The 26,497-nt window shown below is 71.1% G+C and carries 23 protein-coding genes and 1 pseudogene; 8 read left to right on the top strand and 16 right to left on the bottom strand.

Features of this window, described 5'->3' with window-relative positions:
• Positions 1-89: 89 nt before the first annotated feature.
• The 3 genes from ACSU6L_RS13485 to ACSU6L_RS13475 all read left to right on the top strand — a co-directional run bounded on the left by ACSU6L_RS13485 (position 90) and on the right by ACSU6L_RS13475 (position 4,065).
• Positions 90-1,415, top strand: coding sequence for a PhoH family protein (locus ACSU6L_RS13485; protein WP_073940263.1), 1,326 nt, complete (start codon positions 90-92; stop codon positions 1,413-1,415).
• A gap of 465 nt (positions 1,416-1,880) precedes the next feature.
• A complete protein-coding gene (locus ACSU6L_RS13480) occupies positions 1,881-2,597 on the top strand; it encodes a transglycosylase SLT domain-containing protein (RefSeq protein WP_437056677.1) in 717 nt (238 codons plus the stop codon).
• 145 nt (positions 2,598-2,742) lie between these two features.
• Entirely contained in the window at positions 2,743-4,065 is a 1,323-nt protein-coding gene (locus ACSU6L_RS13475) for an AI-2E family transporter (protein WP_437056675.1), read from the top strand.
• An 84-nt stretch (positions 4,066-4,149) separates the two neighbouring features.
• On the opposite strand, the gene ACSU6L_RS13470 is transcribed toward ACSU6L_RS13475, so the two are convergent.
• Positions 4,150-4,683, bottom strand: coding sequence for an alkyl hydroperoxide reductase (locus ACSU6L_RS13470; RefSeq protein ID WP_437064871.1), 534 nt, complete (start codon positions 4,681-4,683; stop codon positions 4,150-4,152).
• 4 nt (positions 4,684-4,687) lie between these two features.
• Entirely contained in the window at positions 4,688-5,242 is a 555-nt protein-coding gene (locus ACSU6L_RS13465) for a peroxiredoxin (RefSeq protein WP_437056673.1), read from the bottom strand.
• A gap of 140 nt (positions 5,243-5,382) precedes the next feature.
• Between ACSU6L_RS13465 and ACSU6L_RS13460 the strand changes: the two genes are divergently transcribed.
• Positions 5,383-6,348 (top strand): LysR substrate-binding domain-containing protein, encoded by a 966-nt coding sequence (locus ACSU6L_RS13460; protein WP_437056671.1) that lies wholly within the window; start codon positions 5,383-5,385, stop codon positions 6,346-6,348.
• 7 nt (positions 6,349-6,355) lie between these two features.
• Here ACSU6L_RS13460 and ACSU6L_RS13455 read toward each other — a convergent pair whose 3' ends face one another.
• Genes ACSU6L_RS13455 through ACSU6L_RS13435 form a run of 5 tightly spaced genes read right to left on the bottom strand, consistent with a single transcriptional unit; the run spans position 6,356 to position 11,125 of the window.
• Positions 6,356-8,677 carry an ABC transporter permease gene (locus tag ACSU6L_RS13455; protein ID WP_437056669.1) on the bottom strand — a complete coding sequence of 774 codons (2,322 nt, stop codon included), beginning with the start codon at positions 8,675-8,677 and terminating at the stop codon, positions 6,356-6,358.
• Positions 8,674-9,363 (bottom strand): ABC transporter ATP-binding protein, encoded by a 690-nt coding sequence (locus tag ACSU6L_RS13450; RefSeq protein WP_437056667.1) that lies wholly within the window; start codon positions 9,361-9,363, stop codon positions 8,674-8,676. Before ACSU6L_RS13450 ends, ACSU6L_RS13455 begins: the two co-directional genes overlap by 4 nt.
• Positions 9,360-9,887: a PadR family transcriptional regulator gene (locus ACSU6L_RS13445; RefSeq protein WP_073940255.1), complete on the bottom strand. Its 528-nt coding sequence runs from the start codon at positions 9,885-9,887 to the stop codon at positions 9,360-9,362. Before ACSU6L_RS13445 ends, ACSU6L_RS13450 begins: the two co-directional genes overlap by 4 nt.
• 48 nt (positions 9,888-9,935) lie before the next feature.
• Positions 9,936-10,193: a hypothetical protein gene (locus ACSU6L_RS13440; protein WP_437056665.1), complete on the bottom strand. Its 258-nt coding sequence runs from the start codon at positions 10,191-10,193 to the stop codon at positions 9,936-9,938.
• Positions 10,190-11,125 carry an SPFH domain-containing protein gene (locus ACSU6L_RS13435; RefSeq protein WP_437056663.1) on the bottom strand — a complete coding sequence of 312 codons (936 nt, stop codon included), beginning with the start codon at positions 11,123-11,125 and terminating at the stop codon, positions 10,190-10,192. Before ACSU6L_RS13435 ends, ACSU6L_RS13440 begins: the two co-directional genes overlap by 4 nt.
• A gap of 237 nt (positions 11,126-11,362) precedes the next feature.
• Between ACSU6L_RS13435 and ACSU6L_RS13430 the strand changes: the two genes are divergently transcribed.
• Complete coding sequence (locus tag ACSU6L_RS13430) at positions 11,363-13,645, top strand: transglycosylase domain-containing protein (protein WP_437056661.1); 2,283 nt, start codon at positions 11,363-11,365, stop codon at positions 13,643-13,645.
• A 47-nt stretch (positions 13,646-13,692) separates the two neighbouring features.
• On the opposite strand, the gene ACSU6L_RS13425 is transcribed toward ACSU6L_RS13430, so the two are convergent.
• From ACSU6L_RS13425 to ACSU6L_RS13410, 4 genes are all read right to left on the bottom strand, one after another.
• Entirely contained in the window at positions 13,693-15,813 is a 2,121-nt protein-coding gene (locus ACSU6L_RS13425; RefSeq protein ID WP_437056659.1) for a SpoIIE family protein phosphatase, read from the bottom strand.
• Between the two features lie 295 nt (positions 15,814-16,108).
• Positions 16,109-16,801, bottom strand: a complete 693-nt coding sequence (gene fomD / locus ACSU6L_RS13420; protein ID WP_437056657.1) for a cytidylyl-2-hydroxypropylphosphonate hydrolase — start codon at positions 16,799-16,801, stop codon at positions 16,109-16,111.
• A 72-nt stretch (positions 16,802-16,873) separates the two neighbouring features.
• Positions 16,874-18,259 (bottom strand): class II fumarate hydratase, encoded by a 1,386-nt coding sequence (locus ACSU6L_RS13415; RefSeq protein WP_073940249.1) that lies wholly within the window; start codon positions 18,257-18,259, stop codon positions 16,874-16,876.
• 68 nt (positions 18,260-18,327) lie between these two features.
• Positions 18,328-20,004 carry a fumarate hydratase gene (locus ACSU6L_RS13410; protein WP_437056655.1) on the bottom strand — a complete coding sequence of 559 codons (1,677 nt, stop codon included), beginning with the start codon at positions 20,002-20,004 and terminating at the stop codon, positions 18,328-18,330.
• Between the two features lie 146 nt (positions 20,005-20,150).
• Here ACSU6L_RS13410 and ACSU6L_RS13405 point away from each other — a divergent pair, with 146 nt between their 5' ends.
• Together ACSU6L_RS13405 and ACSU6L_RS13400 are read left to right on the top strand one after the other, a co-directional pair.
• Positions 20,151-20,837 carry a DUF1707 SHOCT-like domain-containing protein gene (locus tag ACSU6L_RS13405; protein ID WP_437056653.1) on the top strand — a complete coding sequence of 229 codons (687 nt, stop codon included), beginning with the start codon at positions 20,151-20,153 and terminating at the stop codon, positions 20,835-20,837.
• Positions 20,838-20,967: 130 nt separating this feature from the next.
• Complete coding sequence (locus tag ACSU6L_RS13400) at positions 20,968-21,345, top strand: WhiB family transcriptional regulator (RefSeq protein WP_073940247.1); 378 nt, start codon at positions 20,968-20,970, stop codon at positions 21,343-21,345.
• Between the two features lie 90 nt (positions 21,346-21,435).
• Here the strand turns inward: ACSU6L_RS13400 and glpX are convergent, their stop codons facing one another.
• Positions 21,436-22,467: a class II fructose-bisphosphatase gene (gene glpX / locus ACSU6L_RS13395; protein WP_073940246.1), complete on the bottom strand. Its 1,032-nt coding sequence runs from the start codon at positions 22,465-22,467 to the stop codon at positions 21,436-21,438.
• Between the two features lie 127 nt (positions 22,468-22,594).
• On the opposite strand from glpX, the gene ACSU6L_RS13390 reads away from it, so the two are divergent.
• The gene (locus tag ACSU6L_RS13390; RefSeq protein ID WP_437056650.1) at positions 22,595-23,131 is read left to right on the top strand and encodes a DUF4245 domain-containing protein; all 537 of its coding nucleotides are present in this window, start codon (positions 22,595-22,597) and stop codon (positions 23,129-23,131) included.
• 115 nt (positions 23,132-23,246) lie between these two features.
• On the opposite strand, the gene ACSU6L_RS13385 is transcribed toward ACSU6L_RS13390, so the two are convergent.
• The 4 genes and pseudogenes from ACSU6L_RS13385 to ACSU6L_RS13370 form a co-directional block, all read right to left on the bottom strand.
• Positions 23,247-23,837, bottom strand: coding sequence for a malonic semialdehyde reductase (locus ACSU6L_RS13385; RefSeq protein WP_365507307.1), 591 nt, complete (start codon positions 23,835-23,837; stop codon positions 23,247-23,249).
• A 165-nt stretch (positions 23,838-24,002) separates the two neighbouring features.
• Positions 24,003-24,248: an exodeoxyribonuclease VII small subunit gene (locus ACSU6L_RS13380; protein ID WP_437056648.1), complete on the bottom strand. Its 246-nt coding sequence runs from the start codon at positions 24,246-24,248 to the stop codon at positions 24,003-24,005.
• Positions 24,249-24,257: 9 nt separating this feature from the next.
• Entirely contained in the window at positions 24,258-25,475 is a 1,218-nt protein-coding gene (gene xseA / locus ACSU6L_RS13375) for an exodeoxyribonuclease VII large subunit (protein WP_437056647.1), read from the bottom strand.
• Positions 25,476-25,541: 66 nt separating this feature from the next.
• Positions 25,542-26,463 (bottom strand): annotated as a pseudogene (locus ACSU6L_RS13370) (amino acid permease); the annotation flags it as partial.
• Positions 26,464-26,497 lie beyond the last annotated feature (34 nt).

Below are 26,497 nucleotides of genomic sequence, written 5' to 3'. Positions count from 1 at the left end.
GCCGACGACCGGCCTGGTTCCTTCCCGCCCTCCCGGCCCAGCTTCCACCCCGTCGCTCCCCGACCTCATCCGAGGGGGTACGTCCTTCCGTGGTGACCAGCGCACAGCGCCGAAAGCCAGACCGGCGCACCTATGTTCTCGACACCAGCGTCCTGCTGGCCGACCCGAACGCTCTGAGCCGCTTCGACGAGCACGAGGTCGTGCTCCCCGTCGTCGTGGTCACGGAGCTGGAGGCCAAGCGGCACCATCCCGAACTCGGGTACTTCGCCCGGCAGGCCCTGCGCCTGCTCGACGACTACCGGGTGCGGTACGGCCGTCTGGACGCCCCCATCCCGACCGGTGACCTGGGCGGGACCCTCCGTGTCGAGCTCAACCACTCGGACCCCAGCGTGCTGCCCACCGGCTACCGCCTGGGGGACAACGACTCCCGCATCCTCGCGGTCGCCCGCAACCTGCAGGCCGAGGGGTTCGACGTCACCGTCGTGTCGAAGGACCTGCCGCTGCGGATCAAGGCCTCCTCCGTCGGGCTCCTGGCCGAGGAGTACCGCGCGGAGCTCGCCATCACGGACTCCTCCGGCTGGACCGGCATGTCCGAACTGACCCTGCCCGCCGAGCAGGTGGACATCCTCTTCGAGGAAGGGCACGTCCACGTCCCCGAGGCGGCCGGCCTGCCCGTCCACACCGGTCTGACCATCCACTCCGAGCGCGGCCGGGCCCTCGGCCGGGTCACCGCGGAGGGCGATGTCCGGCTGGTGCGCGGCGACCGGGAGGCGTTCGGCATCAAGGGCCGCAGCGCCGAGCAGCGGATCGCGCTCGATCTGCTCCTCGACCCGGACGTCGGCATCGTCTCCATGGGCGGCCGGGCCGGCACGGGCAAGTCGGCGCTGGCGCTGTGCGCGGGTCTGGAGGCGGTGCTGGAGCGGCGTCAGCACCAGAAGGTGATGGTCTTCCGGCCGCTGTACGCGGTGGGCGGGCAGGAGCTCGGCTATCTGCCCGGCACCGAGGCGGAGAAGATGAGCCCCTGGGCGCAGGCCGTCTTCGACACCCTGTCGGCGGTCACCAGCCGCGAGGTCATCGAGGAGGTCACCGCGCGCGGCATGCTTGAGGTGCTGCCGCTCACCCACATCCGCGGGCGTTCGCTGCACGACGCGTTCGTGATCGTGGACGAGGCGCAGTCGCTGGAACGGAACGTCCTGCTGACCGTTCTGTCCCGGATCGGGGCCAATTCCCGGGTGGTGCTCACGCATGACGTGGCCCAGCGGGACAACCTCAGGGTCGGGCGCTACGACGGTGTCGTCGCCGTCGTGGAGAAGCTGAAGGGGCATCCGCTGTTCGCGCATGTCACCCTGACCCGGTCCGAGAGGTCCCAGATCGCCGCGCTTGTGACCGAAATGCTGGAGGACGGGCAGATCTGAACGGTCTGACTGGTCTGACCGGTGTGGCTGCTCTGACCGGTCTGACTGATCTGCGCAACTTCATAGGCGTTACGCGGTAGTTGGCGCCGTCCGGAAAGGCGAAGAGCCTAGCCGGGCGGCGCCTTCGCGTGTGCGGAAACGACGAAATCCCCGGGCTCAAACGGGATGTGAGCTTTCACACGCAACTCGGAATTGCCTTGCGACGTCGCCGTGCGGCAGAGTCTCACTCCTGTCAGGCCCCGCATACGACACACCTGTACCCCCAGCGGTACGGCACAACTTCAGAACCACCGCTAACTCCATAGCACCGTCGTATGCCGCCCGAGCACCATGCGGCGCTCCCCGCGAGGGAGTTGCCCACCGGGCCCGCGCCTCCCGTGACCCCGTAGTTGGGGAGGCCAGTGTTCAGGGGCACGATTGCGTCCGCCAGGGTCACCGAAGCGGGCGATGCTGGAAGGAAACCGTGTGAGCCGGATTTCGGTCCGGGGATTCGCAGTGGCCTCGGCCACCGCGGTCACCGCTGTCGGAAGCGTCGTCGGCGTTGCCTCGGGCAGCACCGCGCAGAACAACGACGCCGAGGCGGCGGCAGCCGACCTGACGCTCCTCGCGGACATACCCGCGGGCCAGCAGGCCCAGGTGCAGACCGCGTCCCTGACGCAGCAGGCCAACGTGCAGGCCATCGCGGCGGACGCGACCGCGAAGAAGGACGCCGAGGAAGCGGCCCGCAAGCAGGCCGCCGAGACCGCGATCGCGAAGAAGGAGCAGGCCGAGAAGGCCGCTCAGGAGGCCAAGGAAGCCGAGGAGGCCAAGGAGCGCGAGGAGGCCGAGCAGAAGGCCAGCCGCGCCGCCGCCCGCGCCGACGCCTCGACCTTCGCCGTCCAGAGCTCGTACACCATCGCGCAGATCCAGTCGATGGCCGCGCAGATGGTGCCGGGCGACCAGTTCCAGTGCTTCAGTAACATCGTGGACCACGAGTCCGACTGGAACTACCGGGCCGTGAACCCCTCCTCCGGTGCCTACGGTCTCTTCCAGGCGCTGCCCGGGACCAAGATGGCCTCCGCCGGCGCCGACTGGCAGACCAACCCGGCCACCCAGATCAAGTGGGGCCTGAACTACATGAACGAGCGCTACGGCAGCCCTTGCGGCGCCTGGTCGTTCTGGCAGGCCAACCACTGGTACTAGGCCGTACCCGACACAGGTACGAGGCGTACCACCCGCTGGTCCTCGCGAAGCCCCTCACCGTCTACGGTGAGGGGCTTTCGCCATGTACGGTCGGACGGAACGACTCCAGGGAGGAGTGGTGGGCGACGGGGGAGAGGGACGGAACATGTCGCGAGTGCCAGGGTGGCTCGGCCGGTTGGGAGCCGGGCTGAACCGCGTGGGCAGGCAGTGGGAGGAACGCCGCGCCGAGGCGGAGAAGGAGCCCCCGGAGGACGAGGGCCGGTCGCTCGAACCGCCCGCGCCGCCCGTCCAGGTGCCGCCGCCTCCCGGGTACGCCCCGGCCGTGGCCGCCCGCCCCGACCCGGCGCAGGCCGTGCCGTGGGGTGTCCGGGTCGCCGCCGAGGCCGGCTGGCGGCTGCTGGTGCTGGCCGGCACGGTGTGGGTGCTGATGCGGGTCATCAGCGCCGTACAGCTGGTGGTGCTGGCGTTCGTCGCCGCGCTGCTGATCACCGCGCTGCTCCAGCCGACCGTGGCCCGGCTGATGCGCCGGGGGGTGCCGCGCGGGCTGGCCACCGCGCTGACCGCGCTCCTCGGGTTCGTGGTGATGGGCCTGGTCGGCTGGTTCGTGACCTGGCAGGTCATGGAGAACATCGACAATCTCTCCGACCAGGTCCAGGACGGCATCGACGAGCTGCGCCGCTGGCTGCTGGACAGCCCGTTCCACGTCACGGACAAGCAGATCAACGACATCGCCGAGAACCTGCGCGAGGCGATCGGCGCGAACACCGACCAGATCACCTCCGCGGGCCTGGAGGGCGTGACGGTCGTCGTGGAGACGCTGACCGGCATCCTGCTCGCGGTCTTCTCGACGCTGTTCCTGCTCTACGACGGCCGGCGCATCTGGGAGTGGACGCTGAAGCTGGTCCCGGCCGCCGCCCGGCCGGGCGTGGCGGGCGCGGGGCCGCGGGCCTGGCGGACGCTGACCGCGTATGTGCGCGGCACGGTGATAGTCGCCCTGATCGACGCCATCTTCATCGGCCTGGGCATCTACTTCCTCGATGTGCCGATGGCCGTGCCGCTGGCGGTGTTCATCTTCCTGTTCGCGTTCATCCCGCTGGTCGGCGCCGTGATCTCCGGGGCGCTGGCGGTGGTCGTCGCGCTGGTGACGCAGGGGGTGTTCACCGCGGTGATGACGCTGGTGGTGGTGCTGGCGGTGCAGCAGATCGAGGGGCACATCCTCCAGCCGTTCATCCTGGGCCGGGCCGTGCGGGTGCATCCGCTCGCCGTGGTGCTGTCCGTCGCGGCGGGCGGCATGGTGGCCGGGATCGGCGGCGCGGTGGTGGCCGTACCGCTCGTCGCCGTGTCGAACACGGTCGTCGGCTATCTGCGGGCCTACTCGCACGAGGCCGCGCTGCGCCACTCCCCGGCGCCGCACGGCGCCACGTCGACGGACGCGTCCCCGGCCCCGCCGCCGCAGGCGAACGCCTGAGGGCCGCCCGACAAGCGCCTGTGAACGACGAAGGCCCCGTCCACCAGGGGAAGGTGGACGGGGCCTTCGGGCGTTACCGGCGGATCACTCGGCGAGGACCGCCTCGGCGTCGAGGGTGACGCCGACCGCCTGGATCACGGAAGCGATCTTGAACGCCTCCTGGACGACCTCGCGGTCGATGCCCGCCTTGCGCAGCACCTGCTCATGCGAGTCCAGGCACATGCCGCAGCCGTTGATGGCGGACACGGCGAAGGACCACAGCTCGAAGTCGACCTTGTCGACGCCGGGGTTGCCGATGACGTTCATCCGCAGGCCGGCGCGCAGGGTGCCGTACTCGTGGTCGGACAGCAGGTGGCGGGTGCGGTAGAAGACGTTGTTCATCGCCATGACGGCCGCCGCGGACTTGGCCGCGGTGTACGCCTCCGGCGTGAGGTTCGCCTTCGCCTCCGGCTCCAGCTCACGCAGCACGATCGGGGAGCGCGAGGCGATGGCGGTCGCCAGCACGGTGCCCCAGAGCTGCTGGGCGGGGAGGTCGGAGTTGCCGATGACCGAGCCCAGGTTGAGCTTCAGGTCCTTGGCATAGTCCGGTATGCGGGACTTGAGGGAGTCGAGCGACATGGGGTCACTCACCCGCCAGCAGCTTGACCGGGTCCAGCGTCTCGTCGCCCTTGCTCCAGTTGCAGGGGCACAGCTCGTCGGTCTGCAGGGCGTCCAGGACCCGCAGGACCTCCTTGGGGTTACGGCCGACGGAGCCGGCGGTCACCATGGAGAACTGGATCTCGTTGTTCTGGTCGACGATGAAGACCGCACGCTTGGCGAAGCCGTCCTCGCCCTCGATGCCGAGGTCGCGCATCAGCTCGTGCTTGGAGTCGGCCATCATCGGGAACGGCAGGTCGCGCAGGTCGTCGTGGTCCTTGCGCCAGGCGTGGTGGACGAACTCGGAGTCGCCGGAGAAGCCGAGGACCTGGGCGTCACGGTCGGCGAACTCGTCGTTCAGCTTGCCGAAGGCGGCGATCTCGGTCGGGCACACGAAGGTGAAGTCCTTGGGCCAGGCGAAGATGACCTTCCACTTGCCCTCGTAGGTCTTGTGGTCGATCGTCGCGAACTCCTTGCCCTTCTCCAGCGAGACACAGGCGGTCAGTTCGAACTCGGGGAACTTGTCACCGACAGTGAGCACTAGCTCTCCTTGCAGCGCAGCGAAGAAACACCCGCTTTTGACAGGTGTTTCCCATGGGTTGGACGTGACCGATCGTGGCACAGCACGCATTGATTAGTGAAATAGCTACACTCGGTCGTGTTGATCGGAGGTAGCTATTAGTGACTGTCAGTAACGTGGGCCATCCCGGCAAACGCCGCCAGCCCAGCCTCGCCCAGCTCCGGGCGTTCGCCGCCGTCGCCGAGCATCTGCATTTCCGGGACGCCGCCGCGGCCATCGGCATGAGCCAGCCCGCCCTCTCCGGCGCCGTCTCCGCGCTGGAGGAGGTGCTGGGGGTGACCCTTCTCGAGCGTACGACCCGCAAGGTGCTGCTCTCGCCCGCCGGCGAGCGGCTCGCGGTGCGCGCGAAGGCCGTGCTGGACGAGGTGGGCGCGCTGATGGAGGAAGCCGAGGCGGTGCGGGCGCCGTTCACCGGGGCGCTGCGGCTCGGGGTGATCCCCACCGTCGCGCCGTACCTGCTGCCGACCGTGCTGCGGCTGGTCCACGAGCGCTACCCCGACCTCGACCTCCAGGTCCACGAGGAGCAGACCGCGAACCTGCTCGACGGGCTCACCACTGGCCGCCTCGACCTGCTGCTGCTCGCCGTGCCGCTCGGGGTGCCCGGCGTCGTCGAACTCCCGCTGTTCGACGAGGACTTCGTGCTCGTCACCCCGCTCGACCACTGGCTCGGCGGCCGGGAGGGCATCCCGCGCGAGGCGCTGAAGGAGCTGAACCTGCTGCTCCTCGACGAAGGGCACTGCCTGCGCGACCAGGCCCTCGACATCTGCCGGGAGGCGGGCCGCGAGGACGCGCCGGTGACCACCACCGCCGCCGGTCTGTCCACCCTCGTCCAGCTGGTCGCTGGCGGCCTCGGCTGCACGCTGCTGCCGCGCACCGCCCTCAAGGTCGAGACCAGCCGCAGCAATCAGCTGCTCACCGGCTGCTTCGCCGACCCCGCCCCCACCCGGCGGATCGCCCTGGCGATGCGGGCGGGGGCGGCGCGCGGTGCCGAGTACACCGAGCTGGCGGCCGCGCTGCGCGAGGCACTGCGGCCACTGCCGGTGCGGGTGCTGGAGGCGGGGGCCTGACCCGCGGTCACTCGGTGCGCAGGCCGTCCGGGCGCATCAGGCGCAGCAGCGGGGGCAGGCTGAGCAGGGTGACGGCGAGGACGACGCCCGCGCCGATGCCGGTCATCGCCAGGACACTCGACCAGTCCACGCGTACCGAGGTGTCCGTCATCCGCAGCAGCACCGCGCCCAGCGTCAGCCCCACCACGCAGGCCAGGGCGAGGCCGAGGGCGACCGGGACCGCCGTCTGCCACAGCACCGACAGGGTCAGCGTGCGGCGCCGGGTGCCGAAGGCGACCAGCGACGACAGCAGCTTGCGGCGTTCGCGCAGCTGCTCCAGCTGGGAGACGAGCAGGCTCGCCCCGATCAGCGCCAGCACACAGGCGGCGCCGACGAGCAGTCCGGTGCGGATGGTGGCGAAGCGGTTGTTCTGCTCGCTGGCGAACCACGTCGACGGCTGGCTGAGCGGGTCGACCAGCGCCGCCGTGTTCCGTACGTGCTCGCGCGCGTCCGGCACCGACTCGTCCAGCCCCAGGTAGAGCCGGCCGGACACGCCGGCGGCGGCCTCCTCCGGCAGCGCAGCCGGGGTCATCAGGACGCCGCCGCGCCGCACACCCGTGGGGTCCGGGACCGAGCGCGCCTCCTTGATGTCCGCGGGCACGGGCCAGGCGACCGGCTTCTTCCCCTCCCGGTCGGCGTCGAACCAGAGCGATCGTCCCCGCTTCACCATCACGGGTGTGTCCGTGTCGTACTCGCCGCCCCGTACGACGAAGGAGTCGCCGTCGCGGCAGGAGGGCAGCTCCGCCAGCTCGCGCAGGGACGCGCAGTCGCCGACGGTGACGGGGGTGTACCGCTCGGCTCCCGTGGCCCGGTCGCCGACGTAGCCCTCGGAGAAGCCGAAGACCCGCCGCACGCCCTCGGTCGACTCGTAGCGGGCCTTGACCGTGCCGAACGGCGTACCGTCCGGCACGTCGACCTGCATCTGGGCGCGGGTGAGGTCCTTGCCGGTGCTCTTGGTGTAGTCGTCCTCGACGCCTGCGAACAGCATCTGCAGCGCGATCGCCCCGGCCACCGCCACCGCGATGCCGTTGACCATGCGGGCCGCGGTGCCGCTGCTCAGCTGGAGCCGGCGCACGGCGAGCTGCCAGGAGACGGCACCCGCGCCGAGCCGGGCGACGACCGCCTCGACGATCCACGGCAGCAGCGCGGTGATACCGACCAGCAGGAACAGCACACCGCCGGTGACCAGGTACTGGTTGAAGTCGCCCTCCTCGCGGCCGTTGCCGACCATCGGGTAGAGCATGCCCAGCCCGGCCAGCGGCAGCAGCAGCCGCCACCACAGGCGGCGCCGCGCGGGCCGGGTGGTGCGCACCACGCCGAGGGGCTCGATCACCACACCGCGCAGCGCGAACTGGGTGACCAGCACGGCCGCGGCCAGGACCGCCACGGCGACCAGCACCGCCAGCAGCGGCGAGGGGTCCAGGTAGCTCGGGAACGCGCTGAACCCGAACACCTCCACCGTCCCCGCCCATTGCCGGCCGAGCAGGAAGAACCCGGTGCCGAAGACTAGGCCCAGCGCGGCCCCGGCCATCGCCTCGCCCGCGGCGACCCGCCGGGTCATCCGGCTGTCGGAGCCGACCAGCCGCAGCGCCGCCAGCCGCCGGTCGCGGCGTTCGCCGCCGAACCGTACGGCGGTGGCGACGAAGACGCCGACCGGCATCAGCAGCACCACCACGACGACCAGGAGCAGCAGGAGCAGCACCGGGTCCATCCGCTCCGTCGCCGGCAGCGGATCACCGAACCGTTCGAGGCGCGACACCCCGTCGTCGAGGCGTGCCGCGAGTCCTTCGCCGCCCCGGTAGTAGGCGAGTTCGGCCGAGCCGATCAGCCCGCTCTCCCCGATGGTGCCGACGATCCGCTGCGGCAGCCGCTCCCGCAGGAGCTTGCCCTCGTCGGACTCCAGCAGCCGCTCGAGTGCGGGGGACACCACCATCTCGTCCACGCCGGGGAACTCGGCCACGCCCGGCGGCAGGGGAGCGCGCGGCCCCTCGGGTTCCAGCACCCGCCCGCGCACGTCCTGGTCGCGGAAGGTGGTGTCGGTGCCGGCGATCAGGAGGGTCGCGTCGCTCTTCTTCGGCTCCGTCTGGTTGATCAGGAGGTCGGAGCGGGCGGTGCCCCGCTCGTCCCGCGCCGCCAGCGCGTTCGGGATCGCGGTGGTGAGCAGCAGCAGCGCCACGCCCAGCCCGACGCCGACGGCGGTCAGCAGGGTGCGGATCCATCCCTCCCGCCCGCCGGCGAACGCGAACCGGAACCCCAGGCCCAGGTCTCTGGACCAGTGCCGCAGGTTCATACGATCCGCTCCATGTCCCGCGAGCGGCCGTCCCGTACGACGATCTCGCGGTCGGAGTAGGCGGCGACCCGCGCCTCGTGCGTGACCAGTACGACCGCCGCGTTGGTCGACCGGGCCGCGTCCGTCAGGAGCTCCATCACCCGCTCCCCGTTGAGGGAGTCGAGCGCGCCGGTCGGCTCGTCGGCGAACAGCATCCGGGGTCCGGTCACCAACGCCCGGGCGACGGCGACACGTTGTCCCTGCCCGCCGGAGACCTCGCCGGGGCGCTTGCCCGCGATGCCGTCGACCTCGAGGCGGGCCATCCACTCGCGTGCCGTGCGCTCGGCGGCCTTGCGGGGCGTGCCGCCCAGCCGCAGTGGCAGCGCCACGTTCTCGACGCAGCTCAGCTCCGGCACCAGCTGCCCGAACTGGAACACGAACCCGAACTCGCTGCGCCGCAGCGCACTGCGCTCGGCGTCGCTCATCCCGGCCATCTCGCGCCCGGCGTACCGGATCGACCCCTCGTCGGGCGTCACGATCCCGGCGAGGCAGTGCAGCAGCGTCGACTTGCCGGACCCGGAGGGGCCCATGACGGCGACGACCTCGCCCGGGTGGATGGAGAAGTCGGCGCCGTCGAGCGCCGTGGTCGGCCCGTACGTCTTGCGCAGCCCCTCGGCCACGAGCAGGGCACCGGCGGGGGCGTTCACTGGGCGACCACCGCCTCGGCCAGCTTGTGGAGGCGGGCGGCGGTCAGCTCCAGCCAGCGCAGGTCGGCCTCGAGATGGAACAGCGCGTGGTCGCAGATCAGCTGGTCGGCGAGGTCGCCCTTGCGCTTGCGGTCGGTGAGGATCCGCATCATGCGCAGGTGTTCGGCGCGCTGGGTGTCGAGGATGTCCGCCGCGTTCCGGTGGGTGAGCAGCGCGAGGACGACCTTGGTGTAGAGCGTCGACTGGAGGTACGGCTCGGGCTTCTCCGGTGTGGCGAGCCACTGTTCGACGTCGGTGATCCCGGCGTCGGTGATCGCGTACCGCTTGCGCTCCGGGCCGCCGCCGGGCTCGATGCCGTCGACTTCGACAAGCCCGTTCTTCAGCAGGCGGGACATCGTCGAGTAGACCTGGCCGTAGTGCAGCGGCCGGTCCTGACCGAATTTCGCGTCGAAGGCCCGCTTGAGGTCGTAGCCGTGGCGGGGGCCGGACTCCAGCAGGCCGAGAAGGGTGTGACCGATGGACATGGCGCCACTCTACACACCATGTATACGCCGCGTGTATACGCCGAGTGTTCAGTTGTCCTTGTCGCTCGTCGGCCCCCTCGGCGGGCGGCCCCGGCGCGGGATCGGGCCCGCCTCGCCGGGCAGCCGCCCGGCCTCCCCGAGTGCCCGTCGCAGCAGGAACTCGATCTGCGCGTTCGCCGAGCGCAGCTCGTCGCTCGCCCAGCGGGCCAGTGCCTCGTACACCAGCGGATCGAGCCGCAGCAGCACCTGCTTGCGCTGCTGCTGCGGCCGCCGCCGGGGAGTGAGCTCCTCCGGAGAGTCCGTCACTGGTAGAGCGTTCCGGTGTTGAGGACCGGCTGCGCGGAGCGGTCCCCGCACAGCACCACCATCAGGTTGGACACCATCGCCGCCTTTCGTTCGGAGTCCAGTTCCACGATGTCCCGCTCGGCGATCCGGTCCAGCGCCGCCTCGACCATGCCGACCGCGCCGTCCACGATCTGCCGCCGCGCCGCGACCACCGCGCCGGCCTGCTGCCGCTGGAGCATCGCGGAGGCGATCTCGGGCGCGTAGGCGAGGTGCGTGAAACGGGACTCGATGATCTGCACGCCGGCCGCCTCCACGCGAGCGTGCAGTTCGATCGCCAGCTTCTCGGTGATCTCCTCGGCGTTGCCGCGCAGCGAGAGGCCGCCCTCGTCGTGGGCGTCGTACGGGTACTCGATGGCGATGTGCCGGACGGCCGCCTCGGTCTGGGTGGCGACGAACTCGATGTAGTCGTCCACCTCGAACGTGGCCTGCGCGGTGTCCTCCACCTTCCAGACCACCACCGCGGCCAGTTCGATCGGGTTGCCGTAGGCGTCGTTGACCTTCAGGACGGCGGTCTCGTGGTTCCGCACCCGCGTCGAGATCTTGGTGCGGGACGTGAGCGGGTTCACCCAGCGCAGGCCGTCCTGCCGGATCGTGCCCCGGTACCGCCCGAAGAGCTGGACCACCCGGGCCTCACCCGGCGCCACCATGTTCAGCCCGCACATGGCGATGAATGCGGAGACGCCGACCAGGATGCCGAGGACTATCAGCGCGGCCTTCGCGCCGGTCGCCGTGACGGCGGTGGCGGCGACCACCATGGCGATGCCGGCCAGCAGGCCGACCAGGCCGAGGAGCAGGGCGAGTCCGCCGCCGATGCTGTGCGCGGTGAACTCCCGGACGCGCGGCTCGGGCATCTCGGGTACGTCGGCGGTGGTCGCGGTGTCGTGTGCGGACATGGATGGTCCCCCCGTTCGTGCTAACTCTGATCTAGCTAAGTGATATCAGATTACCCCGTCACGGCAACCTCGGCCACCTCTCGGGCGTCGGTTCCGTAGAGACAGGTGCTGATTGTCACGTCGGGAAAAGACCGAAACAGGCCGACTTGGCCACATAGAGGAGTGTTAGCTTTCGAAGCTGACCTGAGCCACGCGAACTTGTGTGACCGACGAGAGCGAAGCGGAGCAGACGGAGTCATGGGACGAGCGGAAGAGAGACGAGCGCGACAGCGCGGTGGCCGCCGCGCGGCGCCCCGGCGCCCCCGTTCGTCTGGCGCGGCCGGCAAGAGCGGCATACGCCGGCTGTTCACCTGGAAGAAGATCCTCGGCACGTTCCTCGGGGTGTGCCTGCTGGGCATCGGCGCGTTCATCGTGCTGTACCTGGTGATCGACATCCCGCAGGGGAACGCCCTCGCCAAGGAGCAGGGAAACGTCTACAAGTACAGCGACGGCAGCACCCTCGCCCGCAAGGGCCTCAACCGGGAGGTCGTCGACCTCTCCGAGGTCCCCAAGGGCGTCCGGAACGCCTTCGTGGCCGCCGAGAACAAGTCCTTCTACAGCGACTCCGGCGTCGACCTGAAGGGCACCGCCCGAGGCGTCCTCAACACCCTGTCCGGCAAGGGCAAGCAGGGCGGCTCGACGATCACCCAGCAGTACGTCAAGAACTACTACCTCACCCAGGAACAGACGGTCAGCCGCAAGCTCAAGGAGCTGATCATCTCCCTGAAGGTGGACCGCCAGATGTCCAAGGACGACATCCTCGCGGGCTACATGAACACCAGCTTCTACGGCCGCGACGCCTACGGCATCCAGGCCGCCGCCCAGTCCTACTACCGCGTCGACGCCGCCGACCTCAACGTGGAACAGGGCGCCTACCTGGCCGCGCTGCTCCAGGCCCCCAACTCCTACGACTGGACGATCGCCTCCGACACCGGCCGCAAGCTGGTCCGGGAACGCTGGGACTACGTCCTCGACAACATGGTCGAGGAGGGCTGGCTGGACGCCGGCGAGCGGGCCGGCATGAAGTTCCCCGTGCCGGAGGACCCCAAGGCCGCCCCCGGCATGGAAGGCCAGAACGGCTACATCGTCGACGCGGCCAACCAGGAACTCGCCCGGCAGCTGGTCGACCAGGGCTCCGCCGCCGACATGGAGGAGGCCCTGACCAGGATCAAGCGCGGTGGCTGGACCATCACGGTCAACATCGACCGCAAGAAGCAGAAGCAGCTGGAGAAGTCAGTCAAGGACCAGCTCACCAGCAAGCTGGACCCGAAGGAACGCAAGGTCGACGCGGACGTCCAGGCGGGCGCCGCCTCCGTCGGCCCGAAGACCGGCAAGGTCCTCGCGATGTACGGCGGTGTCGACTACGTCGAGCACTACACCAACAACGCCACCCGCGACGACTACCAGCCCGCCTCCACCTTCAAGCCGATGATCCTGGCCGCCGCCCTGGAAGAGGGCGCCACCACCCAGGACGGCACCCCGATCAACGCCGACACCGTCTACGACGGCGACAACAAACGCCCGGTCGTGGACAACGGCACCCCGGTCGGCTTCGCCCCGGAGAACGAGGACCAGGCCGACTACGGCGACATCACCGTGCAGACGGCCATGAACAAGTCCGTCAACTCCGTCTTCGCGCAGATGGGCGTGGACGTCGGCATGGAACAGGTGCTGGACACCGCGGGCGACCTCGGCATGGACACCGAGGGCCTGGACGCCGTACCGGCCCAGACCCTCGGCTCGATGGGCGCGAGCCCGCTGGAGATGGCCGGCGCCTACGCCACCCTCGCCAACCACGGCGAGCGGGTCACCCCGACCCTGCTCGCCTCCGCCGAGCACAAGGACGTCACCGTCGAGCTGCCCGACCCGGTCGGCGAGCAGGTCATCAGCCGCGAGGCCGCCGACACCGTCACCTCGGTCCTCACCGGCGTCGTCGACGACGGCACGGCCCAGCGGTCGGTGCGCGACAACCCCGAGCGCGGCGGCCAGCAGGTCGCCGGCAAGACCGGCACGTCCGACGACAACAAGTCCGCCTGGTTCACCGGCTACACCCCGAACCTGGTCACCTCCGTCGGCCTGTTCGGCGAGGACGACAAGCCCCCGCACCGGCAGGTCCCGATGTACAAGGCGGGCGGCGAGCCGCGCGTCAACGGCGGTGGCTTCCCGGCGCAGATCTGGGCGCAGTACACCTTCGGCGCGATGGGCAAGGTCACCGAGTTCGACCTGGACACCACCCAGGGCGCCGCGGTCCGGCCCACGTGGACCCCGACGGTCACCGAGACCCCGACCGAGGAGCCGACGACGGAGGAACCCTCGTCGACGCCGTCCACGTCGGAGAGCCCGTCGGAGACGCCGAGCCAGACCCCGTCCCAAACCCCCTCGCAGACCCCGACACAGACCCCGAGCCAGACCCCGACGACGGCGCCCCCGACGGGCGGCACCCTCCCGGAGAACCCGTTCGAACCGGAAGAGGACGAGTAGGGACACCGCACCCGCCGTACGGAGGGAACCGTCACGGCGGGTGCGCGCTACGTCCGGTTCAGCTCGAACCAGACGACCTTCCCGGTGCTGAGCCGGGTGGCCCCCCACCGCCGGGCCATCCGGTTCACCAGATACAGCCCGCGCCCGCCCTCGTCGGTGGCCCGGGCCTGCCGCAGCCGCGGCAACTGCGGCACGTCGTCGCCGACCTCGCAGCGCAGCACGTCCGTCCGCAGCAGCCGCAACGTGACCGGCCGCGAGGCGTACCGCACCGCGTTGGTGACGACCTCACTGACCAGCAGCTCGACCGAGTCGGTCAGCTCCTCCAGACCCCACCGCGCGAGCGCCCGCCGGGCCAGCCGCCGGGCACGGCCGGGCGCCGCGTCCTCCGGCTCCAGGAACCAGTACGCCACATCGCTCGGCGCGATCCCGTCGAACCGGGCGGCGAGCAGGGCGATGTCGTCGTCCCGGTCGCCCGGCCCGAGCATGTCCAGCACCTCGTCGCAGAGCGCCTCCAGCGGCGGCGGATGGTCCGGCCCGGTCAGCTGCGCGGTCGCGGCGAGCTTCTCGCGCAGCTGCTCTATGCCGGTCCACACGTCCCGCAGCCGGGACTCGACCAGGCCGTCGGTGTAGAGCAGCAGCGTCGCCCCGGCGGGCGCGTCCAGCTCCACGGCCTCGAAGTCGACGCCACCGACACCGATCGGCGCGCCCGCCGGCACCCGCAGCACCTCGGCGCGTCCGCCCAGGTGCAGCAGCACGGGCGGCGGATGGCCGGCGTTGGCGATGGTGATGCGGTGCGAGACCGGGTCGTAGACGGCGTAGAGGCAGGTCGCCATGCGGTCGGTGCCCAGCCGCTGGGCCTGCTCGTCGAGGTGGTGCAGCACCTCCTGCGGCGGCAGATCCAGACCCGCGAGGGTCTGCGCCGTCGTCCGCAGCTGGCCCATGATCGCGGCGGACGTCATGGAGTGCCCCATGACGTCACCCACGACGAGGGCCACGCGGCTGCCGGGCAGCGGGATCGCGTCGTACCAGTCGCCGCCCACCCGGGCGGTCTCGGCGGCGGGCAGGTACCGGGAGGCGAGCCGCACACCGGTCGGCTGCGGCAGCGTCTCCGGCAGCATGGTCCGCTGCAGCTCGTCGGCGATGTACGCCTCACGGCCGTACAGCACCGCCTTGTCGATGCCGAGCGCGCTGTGCGTGGCGAGCTGGGCGGCGACGAGGAGGTCGTCGGCCTCGAAGGCGATCCGCTCCGGGCGGCGCAGGAAGACCGCGGCGCCGATCACCCGGCGGCGGCCGCGCAGCGGCGCCAGAATGGCCCGCTGGCCGTTCGGGATGATCGATTCGCCCTCCTCGCCGAGGAGTTCGGGCAGCGCGGCGCGGGCGGCCGGCGCGTCGGCGAAGACCGGGCGGACACCGCGCAGCACCTCGTTGAGGGCGCCGCCGGGGCGGACCTCGCACAGTTCGGCGGTGAGCGCCGACAGCTCCGACGGCTCCGGCTGGAAGACGGGCAGGAAACCGCCCTCGGTGTCCCGCTCCTCCGGGATCCGGTCGGTGCGGCGCAGCCGCAGCACCACCGGGCCGGTGGGCCGCTCGTCGCCGACCGGCAGCGGGTCGCGCAGGTAGACGAGGATCGCGTCGGAGAAGGTCGGCACGGTCGCCCGGCACAGCCCCATCACGATCTCGTCCAGGTCGATGCCGCGGGCGATCCGCCGGGTCGCGGCGCCCACGAAGCGCAGCCGGTCGCCGTCCCGGCGCATGGGAGTGGGCCGGCCGGGCGGCAGGCCCTGACCGGTGCGGCGGTCCTGCTCCAGGCTCGGCTGGGCCGGGATGGCCTCCGTCGCGGGGCGCGGCCGATGGTCGCCCACGCTCGGCTTCGTCCGCGCGGGAGGCACCGCCACGGGTCCGTCCGCGGTCGGCTGGGAGTGCTCCGGGCCGGGACCGCCCGCCGGTCCGGTTCCGGGACCGGTGCCCTCGGGGGCGGGGGTCACCGGCGGGCCCGAGGGCGTCTCACCGGCGCCGCGGGCCTGTGCCTGGGGTAACCCGGTGCCGCCGGGCGTGCTGCGCTGCGGCCCCGGGGTACGCAGGAGCGCCCCGCGGGGATCCACGGGGTCGGCGCCCTTCCGGGGGCGCTCGAAGGAGGTCGGCTGCTCCGTCACGCGTGTCGCATCCATCCGTCCGGGGCTGCGCGCCGCGCGATCCGCGTGCGCCGCTGCAGTTCGTCCCGCAGGAAGGCCGATACCCGGAATACGTGTCCGGGGAACGGATTTCCCGCGTGGTCAGAGGTTGTTCCTGTGCCACCTGCGGACCGGCCGCGGCCCGCACGGGTAGTGCGCTCGTACCCCTCGCTCACGTCGTGCCGCCCCTCGGTGACATGTGGTCAGGCCCGTTGCGCGCCCCGGGAATTGCCGCCGCGCGCCCTTGCGGAGGACGATCCTACGTTTCTTGCCCGGGGGCGCATCAAGGGTCTCATGAGGACAGGTGCGCGGGCATGCGATCCCAGTCGTCCGGGAGGACGGGGACGGACCAGGACGGATCCGGGCGCCAGTGCTGCCAGCCGTCCGAGAACGGCGGGCCCCAGGCGCGGATCACCTCCACCGCGTCCCGCCCCGCCGCACGCACCCGTTCGGCGAGCCGGGCGTCCATCAGGCCGTCCCGCTGGGCCTGCGCGAACTCGTCCTCGTCGCGCCAGTGCCAACTGCGGTCCGGCTGCACGGAGATGTCCAGGAAGTGATCCTCGGAGTCGACCCCGCCGTCCCAGCGCGCCAGCGGCTGCTCCAGGTTCACGTACCAGTTCTTGAACCGCCATCCCGGCTCCCAGAACAGCCACACCGACCAGGGCTCGCCGGGCCGCGCCAGCTTCAGCACCCCGGTGCCGAACCAGCGGTCGCGCTGCACGGCGCGCGGCTTGGTGTAGCGGGTCTCCAGCGGCTCCAGGTGCACGGGAGTGCCGTCGGCGAGGACCGGCTTCACACACTCGGTGCCGGGGGCCAGCCAGACGGCGAGCACGTCCTCGTCGTCGCGGACGACGGTGACGGGGCGCACGATGTGGAAGCGGTCGCCGGCGTTCTCCCGGTACCGCCACAGGATCCGGCTCCCGGGCGCCCAGAAGGCCGTTGATCCGCCCGCTTCCACTTCTCTCACCGCTCCGTCGTCTGCCATGAACAGATATTAGGTGTCACTGTCATACGACGCTGCGGTACGCGTCACGGTTCACACGTGCGGAACGGCCGGTTACGGCCGTGTCATACGCAGGACGTCCAGCGCCTCGTCCAGTTGTTCCACGGTGAGGTCGCCGCGCTCCACGTACCCGCTCTCGAGCACCACCTGCCGGATCGTCTTCCGCTGCGCCAGCGCCTTCTTGGCGACCTTCGCGGCCTCCTCGTACCCGATGTACTTGTTGAGCGGGGTGACGACGGACGGCGACGACTCGGCGTACTCGCGGGCGCGTTCGCGGTTCGCGGTGATCCCGTCGACGGTGCGGTCGGCGAGCAGCCGCGAGACGTTCGCGAGCAGCCGGACGGACTCCAGCACGTTCTTCGCGATGACCGGGAGCATGACGTTCAGCTCGAAGTTGCCGGCCGCGCCCGCGGTGGCGATCGTCGCGTCGTTGCCGATGACCTGCGCGGCGACCATCAGAGTGGCCTCGGGGATGACCGGGTTGACCTTGCCCGGCATGATCGAGGATCCCGGCTGGAGGTCGGGCAGGGCGATCTCGGCGAGACCGGTGCGCGGTCCCGAGGACATCCACCGCAGATCGTTGGCGATCTTCGTCAGCGACACCGCGATGGTCCGCAACTGCCCGCTGGTCTCCACGATCCCGTCCCGGGCGCCCTGCGCCTCGAAGTGGTCGCGGGCCTCGGTCAGCGGCAGCCCCGTGGTCCGGGCCACCTCCTCGATGACCGCGGCGGAGAACCCCGGCGGGGTGTTGATGCCGGTGCCGACCGCCGTGCCGCCGAGCGGCAGTTCGGCCAGCCGCGGCAGCGAGGCCTCCAGCCGCTCGGCGCCGTACCGCACCTGCGCCGCGTACCCCGCGAACTCCTGGCCCAGCGTCACCGGGGTGGCGTCCATCAGGTGCGTCCGCCCCGACTTCACGACGTCCGCGAACTCCTCGGCCTTGCGGGTCAGGGAGGCGGCGAGGTGCCACAGGGCGGGGATCAGGTCGCGGGTGACGGCGGCCGTGGCCGCGATGTGGATGGAGGACGGGAAGACGTCGTTGGAGGACTGGGAGGCGTTGACGTGGTCGTTGGGATGGACGGCCCTGCCCAGCCGCTCACTGGCGAGGGTGGCGATGACCTCGTTGGTGTTCATGTTGGACGAGGTCCCGGACCCCGTCTGGAACACGTCCACCGGGAAGTGCTCGTCCCAGCGCCCCTCGGCCACCTCCGCGGCGGCCTCCTGGATGGCCTCCGCGACGTCCTTGTCCACGACCCCCAGCCGGGCGTTCACCTTCGCCGCCGCCGCCTTGATCCGCGCCAGCGCCTCGATGTGCGCCCGCTCGATCCGCTGCCCGGAGATCGGGAAGTTCTCCACCGCCCGCTGCGTCTGCGCCCGCCACTTGGCGTCCGCGGGGACCCGGACCTCACCCATGGAGTCGTGCTCGATGCGGTATTCGCTCATACCCGCTACAGCGATCGGGGGCGGTGCGATGTTCCGGGGGGGCGGAGGCCGCCCCCCGGATGGGCCAGCTACGCCAGACCCGGGCCCCGCACCGGGATGTGCGTGAACGTCGGCTCGGGCGCCGGGTTCTGGAAGAAGTCGTTGCCCTTGTCGTCGACGACGATGAACGCCGGGAAGTCCTCGACCTCGATCTTCCAGACGGCCTCCATGCCGAGCTCCTCGTACTCGACGACCTCGACCTTCTTGATGCAGTCCTGGGCGAGGCGCGCTGCCGGGCCGCCGATGGAGCCGAGGTAGAAGCCGCCGTGCGTGCCGCACGCGTCGGTGACCTGCTTGCTCCGGTTGCCCTTCGCCAGCATCACCTTGGAGCCGCCCGCCGCCTGGAACTGCTCGACGTAGGAGTCCATGCGGCCGGCCGTGGTCGGGCCGAAGGAGCCGGACGCGTAGCCCTCCGGCGTCTTCGCCGGGCCCGCGTAGTACACCGGGTGGTCCTTCAGGTACTGCGGCATCTCCTCGCCCGCGTCCAGCCGCTCCTTGATCTTCGCGTGCGCGATGTCACGCGCCACGACGAGCGGCCCGGACAGCGACAGCCGGGTCTTGACCGGGTACTTCGTCAGCTCGGCCAGGATCGCGTCCATCGGCTGGTTCAGGTCGATCCTGACGACGTCACCGGACTCGTCGAGGTGTTCGTCCGTCGTCTCCGGCAGGAACCGCGCCGGGTCCGTCTCCAGCTGCTCCAGGAAGACGCCCTCCGCGGTGATCTTCGCGACGGCCTGCCGGTCGGCCGAGCAGGAGACGGCGATGGCCACCGGGCAGGAGGCCCCGTGCCGCGGCAGCCGCACCACGCGCACGTCGTGGCAGAAGTACTTGCCGCCGAACTGCGCCCCGATGCCGATCTTCTGCGTCAGCTCGAAGACCTTCTCCTCCAGCTCCTTGTCCCGGAAGCCGTGGCCGAGGGGCGAACCCTCGGTGGGGATCTCGTCCAGGTAGTGCGCGGAGGCGTACTTCGCGGTCTTCAGCGCGTACTCCGCCGACGTGCCGCCGACGACGATCGCCAGGTGGTACGGCGGGCAGGCGGCCGTGCCGAGCGAGCGGATCTTCTCCTCCAGGAACTTCATCATGGAGGCCTCGTTCAGGACGGCCTTCGTCTCCTGGTACAGGAACGACTTGTTGGCGGAGCCGCCGCCCTTCGCCATGAACAGGAACTTGTACGCGCCGCCGTCCGTCGCGTACAGCTCGATCTGCGCGGGCAGGTTGGAGCCGGTGTTCTTCTCCTCCCACATGGTGAGCGGAGCCATCTGCGAGTACCGCAGGTTGAGCTTGGTGTAGGCGTCGTAGACGCCCCGGGACAGGGCCTCCTCGTCACCGCCCTCGGTCAGCACGTTCTGCCCGCGCTTGCCCATGACGATCGCCGTGCCGGTGTCCTGGCACATGGGCAGCACGCCCGCCGCCGCGATGTTCGCGTTCTTCAGCAGGTCCAGCGCCACGAACTTGTCGTTGCCGGACGCCTCGGGGTCGTCGATGATCCGCCGCAGCTGCGCCAGGTGGGCCGGCCGCAGGTAGTGCTGGATGTCGTGGATCGCCTCCTCGGCCAGCTTCCGCAGCGCCTCCGGCTCGACCTTGAGGAACGTCCGCCCGTCGGCCTCGAAGGTGGAGACACCCTCGGAGGTCACCAGCCGGTACGGGGTGGTGTCCTCTCCCATGGGGAGCAGATCGGTGTACGCGAACTCAGGCATCTCGCCCATTCCTCACTCACGACAGACAGCGGCTGGCCTCCGTTGGCAGCGCCCCCAGCGTAGAACCTGCCTGTGACGGCGAGCCTGTGAGGTAAGGCTCAGTTGCCGGTCTGCGAGGGCTATCGCGATCTATCGTGTTTCGCTACGCTGCTGTCGTGGACCTTCAGAAGCAGACCGCGCCCCCCGCCTCCGAACTCCGCGCCTCCGACGCCGACCGCGACCGTGTCGCGGACGTCCTCGGCCAGGCCCTCGCCGAGGGCCGCCTCACCGCCGACGAGCACGCCGAGCGCGTCGAGCGGGTCTTCGGGGCCCGGACGGTCGGCGATCTGGAACCGCTCGTCCGCGACCTGCCCGGCGCGCACCGGCGGCGCGCGACCCCGCGGTACGCCCAGGCACCGGGCCGCCCCACGGCCGGCGCCATACCGGCCGATCCGGACGAGAACGTGGTCGCGGTGTTCAGCGGCGCGATCCGCAGGGGCCGCTGGCGGGCCGGGCGCCGGATCCACGCGTACGCGATATTCGGCAGCGTGGAGATCGACCTCAGCGAGGCGCTGTTCGAGTACCAGCAGGTCGTGGTGAAGGCGTTCTCCGTGTTCGGCAGCGTCGAGGTCAAGGTCCCGGAGAACGTGTCGCTGCGCGGCACCGGCGGCGGCGTCCTCGGCGCCTTCGAGGTGGACACGCTGGACGCGGCCGACCCCGACGCGCCGGTCGTCTTCGTCGACGGCTGGGCCGTCCTCGGCAGCATCGAGGCCCGTGCGAAGCGGGGCAGGAGCGTCGCCGACATCCTCGACCGCGTCCACGCCAAGGTGGACCGGAGTCTGCGCAGGCATCTCGACCGTTGACGGTCGTCAATCCAGCCACGCGGCGGCCGGCCGGCCCCGGCCGTCGGGAACTCCCCGCATAGGCGCGCGTACAGCGGGTAGACCTTGCTGCATCGTCTCTCGCTCGCGAAGCCGTCGTCAGGAGTAGACCGTGCTGCAACCGCCGCATTCGTCCCTGCAGGTAGCTGCCGTTCCGGCCCAGCGGGTGCCAGCGCGAGACAGGGACCAAGACGCCCCCTGGCACACCGAGGCGGTGTGCCGACGCGACGAGGCCGGCCTGTTCTTCGCCCCTTCCAAGGAGCCCACCGCCGCCCGGCTCTCCCGCGAGGAAGCGGCCAAGCGCGTCTGCGCGCGCTGTCCGGTCATGGTCGAGTGCCGCGAGCACGCCTTGCTCCAGCCCGAGCCCTACGGCGTCTGGGGCGGCCTCACCGCCGCCGAACGCCGTGTGGTCCTGGCCCGCCGACGCCGCCGCGACCTGGAACTGAAGAAGGCGGCGAGGACCGCCAACCGCATAGCGGCAGCCGGCTGAACCACGAAAAGACGAGGCGCCCCCTCCGCACAGGGGGCGCCTCGTCACTGCCTGCCGGCCAAGCGTGCCGACCCGAAGCCTCGGCAGGCCCTACTTCGCCCGGTCGAAGTCGATCGCGCTGTACGCCCGCAGCTTGCTCAGCCGGTGCTCGGAGTCGATCCGCCGCACCGTCCCCGACTTCGACCGCATCACGATCGAGTCGGTCGTGGCCGTCTCCGACCGGTACCGCACGCCCCTCAGCAGCTCGCCGTCCGTGATCCCGGTCGCGACGAAGAAGACGTTCTCCCCGGTGACCAGGTCCTCGGTCGTCAGCACGCGATCGAGATCGTGGCCCGCGTCGATCGCCCGCTGCCGCTCCTCGTCGTCCTTCGGCCACAGCTTGCCCTGGATGGTGCCGCCCAGGCACTTCACCGCGCAGGCCGAGATGATGCCCTCGGGCGTACCGCCGATGCCGAGCAGCAGATCGACGCCGGTACCCTCGCGCAGCGCCAGGATCGAGCCGGCGACGTCGCCGTCGGAGATCAGCTTGATCCGCGCTCCGGTCTCCCGGATCTCCTTGATGATCCCCTCGTGCCGCGGCCGGTCGAGGATGACCACGGTCACGTCCTCCGGCGTGGCCCGCTTGGCCTTGGCGACCCGGCGGATGTTCACGGACACCGGCGCGTCGATGTCCACGAAGTCGGCCGCCTCGGGGCCGGTGACCAGCTTGTCCATGTAGAACACGGCGGACGGGTCGAACATCGACCCGCGCTCCGCGGCGGCGAGCACGGCGATCGCGTTCGGCATGCCCTTGGCGGTCAGGGTGGTGCCGTCGATCGGGTCGACGGCGATGTCGCACTCGGGCCCGGTGCCGTCGCCGACCTGCTCTCCGTTGAAGAGCATCGGGGCCTCGTCCTTCTCGCCCTCCCCGATGACGACGACGCCGTTCATGGAGACGGTGGAGACGAGGGTCCGCATGGCGCGCACCGCGGCACCGTCGGCGCCGTTCTTGTCACCACGTCCCACCCAGCGGCCGGCGGCCATCGCCGCGGCTTCGGTCACGCGGACCAGTTCCAGGGCGAGGTTGCGGTCTGGGGCCTCGGACGGTACATCGAGCTCGGACGGCAGATGATGCTCGGTCATCGGAGCGCACCTTTCTGATACGACGACGGCCGGATGAGGGTGTTGGCCACGACTCTATCGTCAGATCGACAAAATGAGCAGGGCACCCCACGTATGAGCGGACGGGGCACCTGCGACCATAGGGGGCGTGGCAGGAACGAACGGCAAGCAGAAGACAGCCCGGAGCATGGTGCTCTCCCTGGGCGTGACATTGCTCGCGGGCGGGGTCATGTACCTCTTCGTCCCGCACGACGACAGTGAACCGCAGATCAAGCCGGTCGACTACCGCGTCGAGCTGATCACGGCCCGCCGTGCGGCGCCCTACCCGGTGGCGGCGCCGGAGGGGCTGTCGGACGACTGGAAGGCGACGTCCGTGCGCTACAAGGGCGTCGACAACGACACCTGGCACTTGGGCTTCCACGCGCCGGACGGCGAGTACGTGCAGGTCAAGCAGTCGATGGAGAAGCGTTCGAGGTTCATCGACGACGCCACCCAGGGCGCCCACGAGACCAAGGCCACCGAGGAGATCGACGGCCGTACGTGGACCCGGTACACCGGCGGCCGGTACGACGCGCTGGTGCTCTCGGCCGACGACGAGGACACCAAGGGCGCGACGACCGTCGTGGCCGGGACGGGCTCGTTCAAGCAGCTCTCGGAGATGGCGGCGGCGCTGAAGCTGGCGTGAGGCGCGCGCGGCGGCGGACAGCACACGCGAAAGGGCCCCGGCGAGTGCCGGGGCCCTTTGCTGTGGTTCGGACGGTCCGTGGCTCGGACGGTCCGTGGCTCGGACAGTCGGTGGCTCAGACGGTCGTGACGACCTGCTCGTACGACAGCCGCGGCGAGCGCGGGAACCAGGCGTCCGGGCCCGGCTTGCCGATGTTGACCACCATCAGCGGGGTGTGGTCGTCGTCCAGGAACTCCTTGCGGACGCCCTCGAAGTCCAGGCCGGTCATCGGGCCGGCGGCCAGGCCGGCGGCGCGCAGGCCGACGATGAAGTAGGCGGCCTGGAGGGTGGCGTTGAGCAGCGCGGAGTTCTCGCGCACCGGGCGCTCGGCGAAGAAGGCGTCCTTGGCCTGCGGGAAGTGCGGGAACAGCGCGGGCAGCTCCTCGTGGAACTCGTTGTCCGCGGAGAGGATGGCGACCAGCGGGGCGGCGGCCGTCTTGGGCTGGTTGCCCTCGGCCATGTGCCGCACCAGGCGCTCACGGGCCTCGGGGGAGCGGACCAGGGTGATGCGCAGCGGGGACTGGTTGAACGCGGTCGGACCGTACTTGACCAGGTCGTAGATCGCCTGGATCTGCTCGTCGGTCACCGGCTCGTCGGTGAAGGTGTTCGCGGTGCGGGCCTCGCGGAAGAGCAGGTCCTGGGCGGCGGGGTCAAGAACGAGGGACATGGCTGAACCTTTTCGGACGTCGTGCTGAACGACATCGACAGTACGTCAGTGAAGTTCAACGTTCAACCAAAAGTGGGGCGTGGTGATCCGCTTCACAGCCCGCACCTCGATTCCCGGCCCCGCCGACGGCCTACCGTTCCACGGCTCACGGCCCCGGCCGACGGCCTACCGCTCCGCCGCCTCGGCCTCGTCCGCCTCGTCCGCCGCGGCCTCCTCGGCCAGCGCCGCGTCCAGCCGCGCCCGCGCGCCCTCCAGCCAGCGCCGGCACACCTTCGCCAGCTCCTCGCCCCGCTCCCAGAGCGCCAGCGACTCCTCCAGCGTCGTACCACCGGCCTCCAGCCGGCGTACGACCTCGATCAGCTCGTCACGGGCCTGCTCGTAACCGAGCGCCTCTTCCACCTTGCTGGTCATCAACTCACCCTAGGTTCGACTCGTCTCGACACGTACGGAGAACTCGCCCTCGGCCACCCTCGCGCGCAGCGCCTCGTCCGCCGTGACCTCGCCCGGGTCGCGGACCACGTGCCCGTCGGCCTTCTGCAGCACGGCGTACCCCCGCTGGAGCGTGGCGGCGGGCGAGAGCGCCACCACGCGCGCGTGGGTGTGGGTCAGCTCCGACTCGGCGCGGTCCAGGAGATGCCCCAGACAGCGGCGGCCCCGCCCGGTCAGCGATTCCACCAGGTCGGCGCGCTCGTCGATCATCCGGTGCGGATTCTCCATCGCCGGCCGCGCCAGCGCGTGCGCCAGCCCGCGCTCCTCCCGCTCCAGGAACGCCTCCATGCAGCGCCGCGCGCGGTTCCGCAGCTGCCGCACCCGCTCGACCTCCTCGCCGACGTCCGGCACGACCTTCTTGGCCGCGTCGGTCGGGGTGGAGGCGCGCAGGTCCGCCACGTGGTCCAGGAGCGGGTTGTCGGGCTCGTGGCCGATGGCCGACACCACCGGCGTACGACAGGCGGCGACCGCCCGCACCAGCTGCTCGTCCGAGAACGGCAGCAGATCCTCCACGCTGCCACCGCCGCGCGCGACGATGATCACGTCCACGTCGTCGATCTCGTCGAGCTCCTTCACCGCCTGCACGACCTGCGGCACGGCGTGCACGCCCTGCACGGCGACGTTGCGGACCTCGAAGCGGACGGCCGGCCAGCGGTGCCGGGCGTTCTCCAGCACGTCCCGCTCCGCGGCGGAGGCACGGCCGCAGACCAGGCCGATCAGCTGCGGCAGGAACGGCAGCGGCTTCTTCCGCTCCGGCGCGAACAGCCCCTCGCCGGCCAGCGCCTTCTTCAGCTGCTCCAGCCGCGCCAGCAGCTCGCCGACGCCGACGGGCTTTATCTCGGTCGCCCGCAGCGACAGCTGCCCCCGCGGCGCGTACCACTCCGGTTTCGCGAGGACGACCACCCGGGCGCCCTCGCTGACGACGTCGGCCACCGCGTCGAACACCTGCCGGTAGCAGGTGACGCTCACCGAGATGTCGTACGACGGATCCCGCAGCGTCAGGAACACCACACCGGCGCCCGGCCGCCGCGACAACTGGGTGATCTGACCCTCGACCCACACCGCGCCGAGCCGGTCGATCCACCCCCCGATGAGCCGCGACACCTCACCGACGGGCAGCGGGGATTCCGCGGACGTGTTCACAGCCATGCTCGTGAGCGTAACGGCAGCCGCTGACAATCCGGGGCAGCCGCAGTCCCCGGTCGGCCCCGCGGCTCAGTCCGCCGCGGCGGAGCCCCGGAGGCCGCGCTGGACGGCCGCCGCGATCAGGCCGACGGCCAGCCAGACCGCGCCCACCACCTGTGCCGCCCGCGACGCCTCCACGATCACGGCGACGGTGATCGCCGCCCCGAGCACCGGCACCAGCACATGCCGCCACCAGCTCACCGGCCCCCCTCGCCGCCGTACCGCGAACCACCCCACCACGCTCGCGTGCAGCAGCGTGAAAGCGGTCAGCGCGCCGATGCCGACGACCGAGACGAGGTGGTCCATGCCGTCGTCCCGGCGGGCCGCCCACACCGCCGCGACCGGCGTGACGACCGCCGCGCACAGCAGCGCCACCCGCGGCACCCCGGCGTCCGTCCGCGGCAGCCGCCGGTCGCGGCTCATGGCGAACAGCAGCCGGCCCGGCCGCCGCCTGCCCCGCCAGCGCGGCGAACGCGGCGCCGACCGCCTTGCTGACCGCCACCAGGTCGTGCAGCCAGGCACCGACCGAGACGTCCACGGCGTCGTAGAAGGCCGAGCCCTGCCGGACGGGGTCGGCGGCCAGCTCCGCCGACGACACCGGCTCCAGCACGGCCACCAGATACGTCTGGGCGACGAACAGCACACCCGCGAGGGCGAGACAGGACAGCACCGCGCGGGCGACCTTCTCCGAGCCGCCCGTCACCTCCTCCGCGAAGGAGGCGATCGCGTCGAACCCGAGATCGAGATACGACAGCACGGCGACGGAAACCGCCCCGATCGCCGCGGACAGCGCGAACGCGCCCTGTGAACCGTCCCCGGACAGCGGGGACAGCCACGCCCGCTCGGCGCCGTCCCGCGCGAGGACGACGGTCGCGGCGACCACGAACACCAGGAGGACCACGATCTCCATCGCCAGCACGAGGAAGCCCACCCGCGCGGCGACCCGTACGCCCGTCGCGTCCGTACCGCCCTGCCCCGCCCCTCCC

Origin of the sequence: Streptomyces sp. enrichment culture (assembly GCF_964272855.1) — a bacterium.
Taxonomy (GTDB): domain Bacteria; phylum Actinomycetota; class Actinomycetes; order Streptomycetales; family Streptomycetaceae; genus Streptomyces.
This window is presented reverse-complemented; position numbering and strand designations above follow the sequence as displayed.